Annotated in this window: 13 protein-coding genes; 10 read left to right on the top strand and 3 right to left on the bottom strand. The window is 61.9% G+C overall.

Going from position 1 to position 12,667, the window contains the following annotated elements; genetic code table 11:
- Positions 1-7 precede the first annotated feature (7 nt).
- From ACVOLL_RS13730 to ACVOLL_RS13700, 7 genes are all read left to right on the top strand, one after another.
- Positions 8-841, top strand: coding sequence for a CPBP family intramembrane glutamic endopeptidase (locus ACVOLL_RS13730; protein WP_481513401.1), 834 nt, complete (start codon positions 8-10; stop codon positions 839-841).
- Positions 842-912: 71 nt separating this feature from the next.
- Positions 913-1,719 (top strand): M48 family metallopeptidase, encoded by an 807-nt coding sequence (locus ACVOLL_RS13725; protein ID WP_481513400.1) that lies wholly within the window; start codon positions 913-915, stop codon positions 1,717-1,719.
- A 131-nt stretch (positions 1,720-1,850) separates the two neighbouring features.
- Positions 1,851-3,035 (top strand): tetratricopeptide repeat protein, encoded by a 1,185-nt coding sequence (locus ACVOLL_RS13720; RefSeq protein ID WP_481513399.1) that lies wholly within the window; start codon positions 1,851-1,853, stop codon positions 3,033-3,035.
- Positions 3,036-3,181: 146 nt separating this feature from the next.
- A complete protein-coding gene (locus ACVOLL_RS13715; protein WP_481513398.1) occupies positions 3,182-3,853 on the top strand; it encodes an energy transducer TonB in 672 nt (223 codons plus the stop codon).
- A gap of 86 nt (positions 3,854-3,939) precedes the next feature.
- Positions 3,940-4,683, top strand: coding sequence for a TonB-system energizer ExbB (gene exbB / locus ACVOLL_RS13710; protein WP_057629874.1), 744 nt, complete (start codon positions 3,940-3,942; stop codon positions 4,681-4,683).
- A gap of 47 nt (positions 4,684-4,730) precedes the next feature.
- On the top strand, positions 4,731-5,159 hold the full coding sequence (locus ACVOLL_RS13705; RefSeq protein ID WP_057629873.1) for an ExbD/TolR family protein: 429 nt from the start codon (positions 4,731-4,733) through the stop codon (positions 5,157-5,159).
- A gap of 3 nt (positions 5,160-5,162) precedes the next feature.
- Positions 5,163-5,573 (top strand): ExbD/TolR family protein, encoded by a 411-nt coding sequence (locus ACVOLL_RS13700; protein ID WP_282268368.1) that lies wholly within the window; start codon positions 5,163-5,165, stop codon positions 5,571-5,573.
- Positions 5,574-6,814: 1,241 nt separating this feature from the next.
- Here the strand turns inward: ACVOLL_RS13700 and ACVOLL_RS13695 are convergent.
- The 3 genes from ACVOLL_RS13695 to cls form a co-directional block, all read right to left on the bottom strand.
- On the bottom strand, positions 6,815-7,582 hold the full coding sequence (locus ACVOLL_RS13695) for a pyridoxine 5'-phosphate synthase (protein WP_481513397.1): 768 nt from the start codon (positions 7,580-7,582) through the stop codon (positions 6,815-6,817).
- The gene (locus ACVOLL_RS13690; RefSeq protein WP_481513396.1) at positions 7,579-7,893 is read right to left on the bottom strand and encodes a hypothetical protein; all 315 of its coding nucleotides are present in this window, start codon (positions 7,891-7,893) and stop codon (positions 7,579-7,581) included. The genes ACVOLL_RS13695 and ACVOLL_RS13690 overlap by 4 nt, the downstream gene beginning before the upstream one ends.
- A 178-nt stretch (positions 7,894-8,071) precedes the next feature.
- Positions 8,072-9,532 carry a cardiolipin synthase gene (cls, locus tag ACVOLL_RS13685; RefSeq protein ID WP_481513395.1) on the bottom strand — a complete coding sequence of 487 codons (1,461 nt, stop codon included), beginning with the start codon at positions 9,530-9,532 and terminating at the stop codon, positions 8,072-8,074.
- A gap of 254 nt (positions 9,533-9,786) precedes the next feature.
- On the opposite strand from cls, the gene ACVOLL_RS13680 reads away from it, so the two are divergent.
- Genes ACVOLL_RS13680 through ACVOLL_RS13670 form a run of 3 tightly spaced genes read left to right on the top strand, consistent with a single transcriptional unit; the run spans position 9,787 to position 12,666 of the window.
- On the top strand, positions 9,787-10,302 hold the full coding sequence (locus ACVOLL_RS13680; RefSeq protein ID WP_296247358.1) for a MarR family winged helix-turn-helix transcriptional regulator: 516 nt from the start codon (positions 9,787-9,789) through the stop codon (positions 10,300-10,302).
- The gene (locus ACVOLL_RS13675) at positions 10,299-12,467 is read left to right on the top strand and encodes an FUSC family protein (RefSeq protein WP_481513394.1); all 2,169 of its coding nucleotides are present in this window, start codon (positions 10,299-10,301) and stop codon (positions 12,465-12,467) included. Before ACVOLL_RS13680 ends, ACVOLL_RS13675 begins: the two co-directional genes overlap by 4 nt.
- Positions 12,457-12,666 carry a DUF1656 domain-containing protein gene (locus tag ACVOLL_RS13670; RefSeq protein ID WP_481513393.1) on the top strand — a complete coding sequence of 70 codons (210 nt, stop codon included), beginning with the start codon at positions 12,457-12,459 and terminating at the stop codon, positions 12,664-12,666. Before ACVOLL_RS13675 ends, ACVOLL_RS13670 begins: the two co-directional genes overlap by 11 nt.
- Position 12,667: the final 1 nt, after the last annotated feature.

The following is a 12,667-nucleotide window of genomic DNA, read 5'->3' as shown; positions in this document are numbered from 1 at the left end:
GTCCGCGATGTCCACTCTTCCCGACGTACCGCTCTCCCCGTCTTCCCCGTCTGTGTCCAAACCTGGTTCGCCGGTGCTCGGCTTTGCCCTGGATCTGCTGATCGGCATTGCCACGCTGCTGTTCCTGAGTGTGCTGGGTGGTTTGGTTTGGGCGTTATGGCGCGGCGTCGAGGTTGGCATGCAGGCTGCGCGCGATGGTGCTACCCCGGCGGCAGCAGAGCTGGCAAGCACATTGGGCACGCCCGGTGCCTTGCCGCAGATGCTGATTGCGCTGGTATCCACCGGTGGTGCAGCGCTGCTGCTGTACTTCCTGCGCCGTCGCGCCAGTCCCGCCGAGCGTGCGCAGTCGCATCAGGCCATACGTCGTGCGTCGACCTGGGGCTGGATCGCAGTCGTCGCTACCGGTGTTTTTCTGGGTAGTAGCGGGATTGGCTGGATCGCCAAGCAGATGGGCGTGGAGCCGGTGCCAACCAACCTGCTGTTGATGCAGCAGGCGTGGGCGCAATACCCATTGTTTCTGATCGTGTTCGCGGTAGTGCTGGCGCCGGCCTACGAAGAGTTGCTGTTCCGTCGCGTGTTGTTCGGGCGCCTGTGGGCCGCCAATCGCCCCTTGTTGGGCATCGTTCTCAGCAGCATGGCGTTTGCCTTGGTGCATGAAATTCCAGGCACCAGTCCCAACAGCTTCCCGGCGATGCTGCAGCTGTGGTTGATTTACGGCGGCATGGGCGCGGCTTTTGCTTGGGTATATCGCAAGACAGGAACGTTATGGGCCGCGGTAATTGCGCATGCTATGAACAATGCGATCGCGTTGGCCGCGATGGTGCTGTTCGGCACGCAATAAAGCTGCCAGCGGTTGACGAAAAATTAAGCAAGACACTCGCACACTGCAGAGGTGAACGAGGGGGATCCCGGATGAAAGCAGTTGGACTAGCCGTTGTTGCCGCGCTGTTGCTCAGCGCATGCGCCACCACAACCTCTCCAACCGGGCGGCGCCAGGTCATAGGCGGCGTTTCGCAGCAGCAGCTGGATCAACTCGGCGCGCAGGCCTTTGCTGAAACCAAGGCCAAACAAACCCTCAACCGCGATGCCAAGCAGAATGCCTACGTGCAATGCGTGGTCAATGCCCTGGTGGCGCAGTTGCCACAGCAGTACCGTGGCGTACGGTGGGAAACTGCTGTGTTCGTCGAAAAGGAACCCAATGCCTTTGCTCTGCCCGGCGGCAAGGTCGGGGTGAATACCGGCATCTTCACTGTGGCCAAGAACCAGGATCAGTTGGCTGCGGTGATCGGCCATGAAATCGGCCATGTGATCGCACGTCACCACGAAGAGCGGTTGACCCGCCAGCAGTACACGCAGGTAGGGCTGGGAATTGCGAGTGTTCTGGCCGGGGCAGCCTACGGCGATGCTGGCACCAGCGTAATCAATCAATTCGGTGGACTTGGCGCCCAAGGCCTGGTCCTGCTCCCCAATTCGCGCACGCAGGAAAGTGAGGCTGACGAACTGGGGCAACGTCTGATGGCACAGGCCGGGTTTGACCCCTCACAAGCGGTGAATCTATGGCAGAACATGATGGCAGTCAGCGGAAATCGCTCTCCGCAATGGCTTTCCACCCACCCAGACCCGGCCAACCGTATCCGTGAGTTGCAACGTGACACACCTGCGTTGGAGCCTGTATTTCAGCAGGCTAGGCGTTCTGGTGTAGTCCCACGCTGTGGTTAGTTGTAGGAAAATGCTGCAGTACACCATCAGAAGTGATTTCTCCGTCAAATAATTTCTGATACGTTTGCGTGCTCGGTCCCGTTCCGACAGTTTGAATTTCTACCGCCACGGCGGCCCCTTCGAGGTGAAACATGATCTTCCGCAGCCAAAAGCACGCCGTGCTCTCCATCCTCATCGCCACTGCATTGGGCGGTGTTGTCGTCGCTGACGCTGCGGCGCAGTCGCGCTCGTCCGAGCGTCGTGGCAACAAGGAAAGTGCCAAGGCTGAAGTGCTGTACCCGGAAGCCACCCGCGTGGACCCCAAGGGCAAGGCCTCCTCGAAGATGGGCAGCAAGCTCAACAAGTTGTTTGCTGCGTACAACAAGCAGGAATTCGCTGAAACCCGCACCCTGGCCGACGAAATCCTCGCCTCGCCGGATGCCAACGATTACGACAAGGCCGTCGCCAACCAGCTGGCGTCGCAGGGTGCCTACAACCTTGACGACAACGCCGCTGCCAAGCAGTACCTGCAACAGGCCATCGCGCTGAACCAGCTGGACAACAACGGCCACTTCCAGGCGATGTTGATGCTGGCCCAGCTGCAGCTGCAGGATGATCAGCTCGCGGAAGGCCTGGCCAACCTGGACAAGTACTTCGCCGAGTCCAAGTCGAACAAGCCGGAAGAGCTGATCATCAAGGGTCAGGCGCTATACCAGAGCGAAAAATACGCCGAAGCCATCCCGGTGCTGAAGGCGGCCATCGCTGCCTCGCCCGAGCCCAAGGACAACTGGAACCAGTTGCTGATGGCCTCCTACGCTGAAGCCGGCCAGACCGGTGAAGCCGTCAAGGAAGCCGAAGCACTGGCGGCCAAGAACCCGGCCGACAAGAAGGCCCAGCTCAACCTGGCCAGCATGTACATGCAGGCCGACCAGATGGACAAAGCTGCCGCAGTGATGGACAAGCTGCGCGCCGCCGGACAGCTCACCGAAGAGCGCGAGTACAAGCAGTTGTATTCGATCTACGCCAACACCGACAACAAGGAACGGGACGTCATTGCGGTGATCAACGAGGGTATCTCCAAGGGCATCCTCAAGCCGGACTACCAGACCTACCTGGCGCTGGCGCAGTCGTACTACTACACCGAGCAGGTGCCGCAGGCGATCGAAGCCTGGAGGAACGCGGCCCCCCTGTCCAAGGACGGTGAGACGTACCTGAATCTGGCCCGTGTTTTGCATGCGGAAGGCCGTATCCCCGAAGCAAAGCAGGCCGCGCGTGACGCACTGGCAAAGGGCATCAAAAACCCTGCCGATGCAAACAAAATCATCAACCTGAAGTAAGCAGGAATAACGCCTGAACGGCTGCATTTTTGATGCGCAGCTGGTCAGGATTGGTATAAGCTTGGAGGTTCCTGCGGTGTCATGCACCGCTGAATCAGGGGTGGCTTCACACCACCGCCCCGACCCCACTAAAGAGTTCTTGGCGCATGACGGAACAACTGGTCTTCCACCACAGGTATGACACCCAGAAAGAAACGGGCCTGAGCTGGCCGCGTATCGCGGGTATCGCATTTGTAATCGCACTGCATCTCGCAGCCCTGATGATGCTCCTGATTCCGGCCGTTGCCCCCAAGGCAGCTGCGGAGAAGGAACGCAACGTCATGGTGACGTTGGTCGACGCTCCGCCGCCGCCACCGCCGCCGCCGCCGCCGCCGCCGCCGCAGGACACCCCGCCGCCGCCGGTCAAGAACCTGGCGCCGCCGAAAACCACCGCGACGCCGCCGCCGCCGGAAGCACCGCCGATCGACGTGGCAGAGCCGCGCCCGACCGACGTGGTCACGCCGCCGTCGCCGCCTGCACCGCCGTCACCGCCGGTTGATATCCAGGCCAGCGTGGACATCTCGTCCAAGGCCATGAACCCGCCGCGTTACCCGCCGGCTGCATTCCGTGCCGGTATCCAGGGCGAGGTCATCCTGATCATTGATGTCGATGCCAGCGGCAACGTCACCAATGTGTCTGTCGAGAAGTCCAGCCGCAACCGCGACCTCGACCGAGCTGCAATGGAAGCGGCGCGTAAGTGGAAGTTCAACCCCGCCCAGAGCGGTGGATCGAAGGCAGCTGGTCGCGTCCGCGTCCCGGTCAACTTTGCGCTGAGCTGATCCATGGGGCGGCTTTGATAGCCGCCACCAGGTCAGGTCAACATTAGCTATACCCTTTAACACCACACACAACAAAGGTAAGCGTCATGCTGCAGGAAATTTTCATCGCCGCTGCTGCCGGGGGCAACGCAAACAACGCTCTCTCGCAGATGGGCTTCGAGCATCTGATCCACGAAATGACCACCAAGCCGGGCGACTTCGCCGTCTCCTGGGTTGTTCTGTTGACCCTGGTGATCATGTCGGCCATGTCCTGGTACTGGACCGTCATCAACATCTTCCGCACCGCTCGCCTGAAGTCGGCTGCTGATCGCGTGCCGTCGCAGTTCTGGGATGCCCCGAACGCACAGGACGCCATCCGCGCCATGGAAGAGCAGCCGGCTTCGGAGCCGTTCTCCAAGATCGCTCTGGACGCAGCCCAGGCTGCTGCCCACCACCAGCAGGCTGGTGCGTCGGAAACCCTGAGCCGTTCGGAATTCGTTGACCGCGCCCTGCGTCAGGCCGTGACCCGCGAATCCAACAAGCTGCAGGGCGGCATGATCCTGCTGGCCACCGTCGGTGCAACCGCTCCGTTCGTGGGTCTGCTGGGTACCGTGTGGGGCATCTACGGCGCGCTGATCAAGATCGGTGCAACCGGTTCGGCCTCGATCGACGCCGTTGCCGGCCCGGTGGGTGAAGCACTGATCATGACCGCCATCGGTCTGTTCGTGGCTATCCCGGCCGTGTTCGCCTTCAACTTCTTCAGCAAGATCAACAGCGCGACTGTCAGCAAGTTCGACACCTTCGCTCACGATCTGCACGACTTCTTCGCCACCGGTTCGCGCGTTCGCTAATCCGGCAGCTTAAGTAAGTCTTCGCAACGATATAGACGGAGCCCGTTATGGCTTTCAGTAGTGGTAACAGCAGCGGCCCAATGGCCGACATCAACGTCACTCCCCTCGTGGACGTGATGTTGGTGCTGCTGATCATCTTCATCATCACGGCTCCCCTGATGTCCCATAAGGTCAAGGTGGAGTTGCCGGAAGCCAACCTGATCCAGAACCCGGATACTGCGCCAGATCGCAAGAATCCGATTACGGTGGCGGTCAAGGAAGACGGCAAGCTCTACTGGAACGATGAAGAGGTCTCCAAGGAGACCTTGGAGTCACGTTTCGCGACCGCTGCACAGCAGACGCCGCAGCCGCCGTTGAATCTGCGTGGTGATAAAACCACCAAGATGAAGGTGATCAACGAGGTCACCAAGATCGCGCAGGGTCAGGGCATGCTGGATGTCGGTTTCGTTGCCACCAAAGACAAGCAGGGGCAATAAGACATGGCATTCAGTAGTGGTGGAAACAGGGGCCCTATGGCCGACATCAACGTCACGCCCCTCGTGGACGTGATGCTGGTGCTGCTGATCATCTTCATCGTTACCGCGCCGATCATGACGTACCCGATCGCCGTGGATCTGCCGCAGCGGGTTATCAACCCGCCGCCGCAGCTGCGTGAGCCGCCGCCGCCGATCGACCTTCGTGTCGACGCCAGCAACCAGGTTTACTGGAACAACAGTCCGGTGAACGTGGGCGACCTGCAGCAGAAGATGGAAGAAGAAGTACAGAAGGATCCGACCAACCAGCCGGAACTTCGCATCGAAGCAAGCCCGGATTCGGAGTACGACGTCATGGCCAAGATCCTGGCCCAGGCGAAGAACGCTCAGATGAAGAAGATTGGCTTCGTGCAGTAAGCAATACTGCAATACCAAGTCATGACGCGACTGGAAAACGCCCTCCTTGTGGGGGCGTTTTTTTTTGCCTTTTTTAGGCACTCCCCTGCTTATGGGGTAAGAGGAGCAGCTTGCAAACCATCGGTTTGCTATCCGCCGAACGCTTTGCGCCAGCGCAAGGGCCGCGCTGTGGGGAGAAGGGTTGATCGGAGCCGGTGTATTGGCCGGGCAGCTGTTTTTCCCGAGCCTTTTTCCAAATCAGATACAGAAACTCACGGATCTGTCGCCCAGCGCTGCGCGTATTTTTGCTTGGCACTGACAAGCGCCAAAGGCAATCCAGCGCAGTTCTTCAACAGGGTTCTGGCAGCGGAAAGTAGCCGGAGTCTTCTCCATAGCAGTGATTTATCCACAGTATCCTGTGGACAGCGTTGCGATATTGAAAGAGCTAAGGAAGGACCAGGATCAGCCTGTGGATTACTGTCGACGGCTTCACGTGGAAACCTTTCGGCTTTGATTCCGCGGCAGCGCCGAGCGCCGGCTTTGCACTGTGGATATCTCAGACGAAAGACAGGTTGCCGGCGCAGGTGAGCCTACCCTGCCCTCCTGACAGCGCCATGTGGATAAATGCTGCAACTGGTATCGACGCCGCGCGATCATAAGGAGCCGGGCGCTAGTTGCGTGGGCGGATTCGTCGGCCCACTACGTCCCCCAAGACGGCGGTGCCACTGTACACAAGTGCGGGCTCGTGGGTGTCAGGAAGAGCTGGTTTAGCCGCAGATGGACGAATATAAGTGCATTAAAGGACTAATTAAATGATTTTATTGGGCACTCCGAACCCGTCGGACAGGGAGCAGAAACCGGTAATCGGCACGGATGGATTGACCCAGCGGCAACCAGCAGCGGCGCGCGTCAATAGAGAGAGGCCGTTACAACACGTCGTACCGCAGCAGTTCAAAGGCCGGTTCGGCCTGTGGATAAGTTCGTCATCAGCAAGCGCCCGCGTTCGAAGAAGCACGCGGCGAGCTGCTGGCGAACTACGGTAAATAGCTTATCCACAACGCTGAGCGGTTCAGGCATATCCCTACGAAACGCTGTGGAAACGTATGTGGATAAGTGTGTGGATGTAATTTCACCGCCTGCTGCAAGAGCGGGTTCTGCGCGTTGCAGACGCTTTCGCCAGACGGGCCGGTATAGCTTGCTGGTAAATAAGCAGAGCGCGGCTGCTGCCAGCCGCTGCGCTTGTGAGCGAGCCGTTGCCCGGCTTACCCCTGCAGGCTCTCGGCTTCGGCAATGGCTGCCAGATAGCCCGCCACGCTTGCTTCCAGCCCGGTATACAGGGCTTCACTGATCAAGGCGTGGCCGATGGAGACTTCCAGTACGTTGGGGACGTGGGCCAGGAACGCGGCCAGATTGGCCTGCGACAGATCGTGGCCGGCGTTGACGCCCAAGCCAGCCGCTTGCGCGCGCCGGGCCGCGTCGGCAAACAACGCCAGGGATTCCCAAGGGTCACCTGCTGCATATGCTTCGGCGTAGGGGCCTGTGTATAACTCGACACGATCGGCACCGAGCACGGCGGCCTGGGCGATGTCGGGATTGCCGGCATCCACGAATAGACTGACCCGGCACCCATAGGATTTCAGCGTGGCGATCAACGGCCGCAGGCGCTCGCCGTCCCGCCCGAAGTCGAAACCGTGGTCGGAGGTGAGCTGGCCATCGCCGTCGGGCACCAGTGTTGCCTGAGCCGGACGCGTCTGCTCGCACAGCTCAAGCAGGCCGGGATAACCCTCGCGTGCCGGTGCGAATGGATTGCCTTCGATATTGAATTCCACCCCGTGCTGTTGGGTGAGTGCAGACAGCATCAGCACGTCGGCAGCGCGGATGTGTCGCTGGTCGGGACGCGGGTGCACGGTGATGCCATGGGCGCCTGCGCGCAAGCAGGTCATCGCAGCCCGCACCACATCCGGATCGTTGCCGCCGCGCGAATTACGCAGCACCGCGATCTTGTTGACGTTGACGCTGAGTACGGTCATGGCTGCGGCAGCTCGTGGTCGCCGGCAGTGCCTGATGAAGGCGCGGGTGTCTGCACAATCGGAGCAACCGGCGCCGCAGCTGCGGGTTCGGCCTTTGGCTGCAGCTGCGCGCGTAGCGCCTCCAGTTCAGCGGCATGCAAGGGGCGCGGTACCGAGCTCACACCGCCAAAGCGAGCGACGTACAGTCCCTTTGCCCATAGCAGCAGAAACAGCAACGCAGCCAGCATGGCCAGCACCAGCAGCCAGCTGTGAGTGGTGGAAAAGGCGAGCAGGAACGCGCCAAGCGCGAGCAATAGAAACAGCCAGTACATGACGATCTCCCTATCAGAGGCGTGCAGTGTAACGGCGCTGGTAGCGCTGGTTCCATGCTTGGACAGGGGTTTGCCCGCTGTACCGGACAGCCGGTAGGTTCAGCGAAACAAGCGGACTTTGTTCAGGATATTTCGGCCCGAATCAAACCATTGCAGCGCCTTGCCAGCCGTCCCTGCCCTATAGCAATGGCGACGCCAGCCGTGCAAACGCCTCCGGCAGTCGCTTGCGCCACAGTGAGCGGTCGCGGACAAGCTGCACCTCCTCGGCGCTGTCGAATTCTGCCCGCAGGATGGCTTCCAGCTCGCCGGTGAGCTTGAGGTCGGTGTACATCATCGACAGCTCGAAATTGAGCCGGAAGCTGCGGTGGTCGAAGTTGGCGGTGCCGACGATGCAGGTATCCTCATCGGCGATGAAGGCCTTGCTGTGCAGCATGCGCGGGCCGTATTCGAAGATGCGGACGCCGGCCTCCAGCAGCTCATCGAAATAGGAGCGCGCTGCCAGCGTTACGAATTTGGAATCGCTTTGTTTCGGAACCATCAGGCGCACGTCCAGGCCCCCGAGTGCGGCTGAGGTCAGCGCCATGCGCGCCGCCTCACCTGGAACGAAATACGGCGTCACCAGCCAGACGCGACGCTTGGCCTCCTGGATGGCGGCCACATGCAGGCGATGGATCGGCTCCCAGGCCGAATCCGGGCCGGATACCAGCACCTGTGCATCGATGCTGCCCTGCGCACGGGTAGGCACGTCGGCGGGGAACAGGTCCTCGCGCTCGAACAGCTCCGGGCCTTGCTCGGTGGCGTAGATCCAGTCTTCCAGGAACACCAGCTGCAGGCTGTGGACAACCTGGCCGCGGATACGCATATGCAGGTCGCGATAGGCATTGGGATTGCGGCTGTCGTCTTCCTCGTCGGTGACGTTGATGCCGCCAGTGAAGGCAACCTCGCCATCAACCACCACCAGCTTGCGGTGGGTGCGCATGTTCAGCCATGGCCGCTTCAAGGGCTTGAGCAGCTGGCGCGGATGGAACCAGGCCACTTCGGCGCCGGCATCGAGCAGCGGCCGCAGGAACTTCCTGCCGACTTTGGACGAACCCACCGCATCCAGCAGCAACCGGACCTTGATGCCGGCGCGGGCGCGTTCCACCAGCGCATCGCGCATGGCGGTGCCGGCATGGTCCGGTTCGAAGATGTAGTACTCCAGGTTGACGTGTCGGCGCGCCTTGCTGATCGCGTCGATGATGGCGGCATAGGTCGCCGCACCATCCAGCAACCAGTCGACATCGGTGGCGGTGTTCGGTGACAGCCCGGTGGTGGCCTGCCCTACCCGCGCCAGCTCGGTGCAGTTGGCATCGGGCGGACACACTGCGTCATAGGTGCTCATGCCCTCGCGCGAACGACCGCGGCGCAGGCGCTGGCGCACGATCTTCTGCGGTCCGAACAGGTAGAACACGAACAGGCCGATATACGGCAGCGCCGCCAGCGACAGGATCCAGCTCAGCGTGGCGACCGGCTCGCGCTTCTGCAGCACGATGTAGCAGGCCAGCACCAGCAGATAACTGAGGTAGGCGACGGCCAGGATCTGGGCGGCGTGGGGAATGCTGGACAGACTTGTCCACAGGGCTTGGAGGGCTTCGCGCATCCGCTGATTCTAGCCATCGCCGATGACGCCAGGGGCCGCTGCGCACCTTCCGGGCGGTGCACCCCGCGCCCCATTGTTGTGGGAGCGGCATCAGCCGCGAAGCCACTGCTGGATCCGGAAGCGCTCGGCAGCCATGGAATCGGGTATGCGCTGTGTGCGGCGGGATTGCCAGCTTCGCGGCTGACGCAGCTCCCACAAAGGCGAGCTCCAGTTTGTGCATTGCATCATTTAATACATAAATGTAATATACCGGGATGGATAAACCCATTCCCGCGGCCGGCGGCTACGCCAGCATCGACCAGAAGCTGGCGATCAGCAGTGCCCGCCACCCCGGTTTCCCGCGCGACCAGGCGATGCTGGCGCGGCTGATCAAGCTGGTGCACAAGCTGTTCTGCGACCACGGCAACCAGCTGATGCGCGAGTACGGCATCTCCCACCCGGAATACAACGTGCTGATGATGCTGGATGGTTCCGAGCAGGGCTTGAGTCCGTCGGAGATCAGCGAGGCCGCCAGTGAGAAGTCCTCCAACGTCACCCGCCTGATCGACCAGTTGCTGGCCAAGGGTCTGGTCAGCCGTGAGCCCAGCGACGAGGACCGGCGCAAGCTGGTGGTGCGCTTGAGCCCGGCCGGCGAGCAGCTGATCGAGCAGGTGATGCCGGCGGTGATCCAGCAGCTGCAGCGCTTCTTCAGCGGCGTCGAGCCGGCCGAACTGCGCCACACCGAAACCGTGCTGACCCGCATCCTGATGGGCCTGGAACAACAACCATGAGCACCCGACCGGCTGAGTACGCGCCGGGCGCGCCGAGCTCCCACGGCAACACCTGGCTGCACACCTTCGCCCAGGCCATGAGTGGCGAACGCGCGGTGTGGGCCTACATCGGCAAGGTGCTGGTGGCCTTGTACCTGTCCGGCTGGATCGCAATGCGGTTGGGCATGAGTTCGCCTGGCACGGCGATGATCACCGTGCTGGTGGTGATGAACCGCAATACCGCCATGGTGCTGGCCAAGGCCTTCTATCGCGGCGTTGGTACCGTGGTGGGCTGTGCGATGGCGGTGCTGATGGTGTCGCTGTTCCCACAAAGCCCGGTCGCCCTGGTGACGGTGATGGCGCTGTGGGCCGGTTTCTGTGCCGGTGGCTCGGTATGGAGCCGTGGCATGGCCTCGTACGGTTTCGTGCTGTCCGGTTACACCGTGGCGATGATCGTATTCCCGGTGCTCAACCACCCGCAGAACATCCTCAACAGCGCGCTGGAGCGCACCGGCGAAGTGCTGCTCGGCATGGCGGTGACCAGCGTGGTGTTCGACGTGCTGTGGCCAAACCGCCTGCGTGCCGGCCTGCGCGCAGCCGATGACGGCAACCTCAACGACTTCCTTGGTTTCGTCGCCGATGCGATCGGCGGCCGCCTGCACGGCTTTGAAGTGATCGAGCGCACCCAGAGCCGGGTGGTGCAAGGCGCGATCAACTTCGAAGATCTGCGTGCCATGGCGTGGTTCGATGACCCGATCCTGCGCAGCAACAACGGCCAGCTGAAGCTGATCAACCAGCATTTCATGGCGGCCACCTCGCGCTTCCAGGCACTGCACCACCATATCGATCGCCTGCGTCGCAGCAAGGACGAGGCTTTGCTCACGCCGATACGGGCAAGCCTGAAGCCGCTGTCGCAGCTGCTCGACGACAGCGCGCTACGCGATGATGTACCGGCCCTGGCCAAGGCCTTGCAGCATTGGTGTGGACAACTCGACGGCGTGTTTGCCCGCGAAAGGCGCGCATTGCCGATGGACCTGCAACCTGGCTTCGACGCCAGCACCTTGCTGGTGCGTCGTTTCGCCGAAGAGCTGCAGGCCTATCTGGGCGCCAAGGCACGCATGGAAACCGGCAACGGCCGCCTGCGCGCGCGTGCGCCACGGTTGAGCAAAGTGCGCTTCACCCGGGCCAACGACTGGTATGCGATTGCCCTGGCCGGCGTGCGTTGCTTCGTGGTGATGCTGGCCTTGTCGCTGCTGTGGTTGAGCAGCAGCTGGAACCAGGGCGGGCTGGCGGTATTCGGCATGGCAGCGCTGGTGGCGATGTCTTCAGCTGCACCAGACCCGCTGTGGGTGGTGCGCCGCGCCACCATTGGCCATGTCATAGCGCCGTTCTTCGCGGTGCCTGGCTTCATTGCGATGGCATTGGGATCGGACTTCCCGATGCTGGTGCTGCTGACCCTGCCATCGATGATCGCCTCGCTGTACATCTCCACGCGGCCGCGTTTCGCGGTAACCGGCATGGCCTTGAACGTCGGCATCCTGGTCTCGTGGAACATGGGCCCGCATTTCCACCCCAGCGCACAGACCTATCTGGACAACTCGCTGACACTGGCAGTTGGTGCTTTCATCGCCACCGGTGTGTTCATGCTGGTGCCGGGCTTGCCCGGCAGCAAACAACGCCAGCGACGCCTGCTGGAGCGCCTGCGTGCGCAGGTGCAGTTGGCGGTAAGCGCACCGCTGCCCGGGCTGCTGCCGAAGTTCGAAAGCGTCAGCCGCGAACTGTTCCAGCAGGTTGCCAGTCGCACCGCGCCGGGTAGTCGGCCATCACGGCAATTGTTCGAGTGGGCCTTGCTGGTGCACGAAGCCGGACATTGCGCGATCGATCTGCGCCATGACCTTGCCGAGCAACAACTTCCAGCCACGCTGCACGCACAGATTGAGAAGGCGCTGGCGCTGCTGGGCCAGCTTTACCGCGAACCGCAGGCACGCACCCTGCGCGATGCCAAGGCCAGCGTGCAGGCCGCACTGAGTGAGCTGACCGGTCCGCAACCGCAGGCGCTGCGCGCCGTGCGCGATCACCTTTACCTGCTGCAGATGAGTTTGGACGACAGCGCCTCGGTGCTGGCCGCCTATGTGCAGCGCTCGCGCCGCCAGCAACGCCTGAAGGAGGCCCGCCATGCCGTTTGAAGTATCCATCGGCGACATCTATTTCCCCGGCTCGCTGGTGCTGGTGGTGCTGTTGTTGCCGGTGTTCGGCCTGCTGGATTACGGCCTGGGCCGGGTTGGCCTGTACCGCCGCGCGCTGCACCCCTCACTGGTGCGCGTTGCCCTGTTTGCCAGCGTTTACTGCCTCGCCTTGTTGTTGTTCCTGCCGCACTTTTCCTGAT

This window comes from Stenotrophomonas sp. STEN035, from assembly GCF_056759935.1.
The sequence above is the reverse complement of the archived record's forward strand: the minus strand, read 5'-3'. Positions and strand labels throughout refer to the sequence as shown.

Excerpts from the sequence above, each read along its gene's own strand:
- ACVOLL_RS13705 (WP_057629873.1), top strand. The coding sequence starts at position 4,731 with ATGGCTTTCAGTAGTGGTAACAGCAGCGGCCCAATGGCCGACATCAAC.
- ACVOLL_RS13715 (WP_481513398.1), top strand. The coding sequence starts at position 3,182 with ATGACGGAACAACTGGTCTTCCACCACAGGTATGACACCCAGAAAGAA.
- cls (WP_481513395.1), bottom strand. The coding sequence starts at position 9,532 with ATGCGCGAAGCCCTCCAAGCCCTGTGGACAAGTCTGTCCAGCATTCCC.
- ACVOLL_RS13675 (WP_481513394.1), top strand. The coding sequence starts at position 10,299 with ATGAGCACCCGACCGGCTGAGTACGCGCCGGGCGCGCCGAGCTCCCAC.
- exbB (WP_057629874.1), top strand. The coding sequence starts at position 3,940 with ATGCTGCAGGAAATTTTCATCGCCGCTGCTGCCGGGGGCAACGCAAAC.
- ACVOLL_RS13730 (WP_481513401.1), top strand. The coding sequence starts at position 8 with ATGTCCACTCTTCCCGACGTACCGCTCTCCCCGTCTTCCCCGTCTGTG.
- ACVOLL_RS13670 (WP_481513393.1), top strand. The coding sequence starts at position 12,457 with ATGCCGTTTGAAGTATCCATCGGCGACATCTATTTCCCCGGCTCGCTG.
- ACVOLL_RS13680 (WP_296247358.1), top strand. The coding sequence starts at position 9,787 with ATGGATAAACCCATTCCCGCGGCCGGCGGCTACGCCAGCATCGACCAG.
- ACVOLL_RS13720 (WP_481513399.1), top strand. The coding sequence starts at position 1,851 with ATGATCTTCCGCAGCCAAAAGCACGCCGTGCTCTCCATCCTCATCGCC.
- ACVOLL_RS13690 (WP_481513396.1), bottom strand. The coding sequence starts at position 7,893 with ATGTACTGGCTGTTTCTATTGCTCGCGCTTGGCGCGTTCCTGCTCGCC.
- ACVOLL_RS13725 (WP_481513400.1), top strand. The coding sequence starts at position 913 with ATGAAAGCAGTTGGACTAGCCGTTGTTGCCGCGCTGTTGCTCAGCGCA.
- ACVOLL_RS13695 (WP_481513397.1), bottom strand. The coding sequence starts at position 7,582 with ATGACCGTACTCAGCGTCAACGTCAACAAGATCGCGGTGCTGCGTAAT.
- ACVOLL_RS13700 (WP_282268368.1), top strand. The coding sequence starts at position 5,163 with ATGGCATTCAGTAGTGGTGGAAACAGGGGCCCTATGGCCGACATCAAC.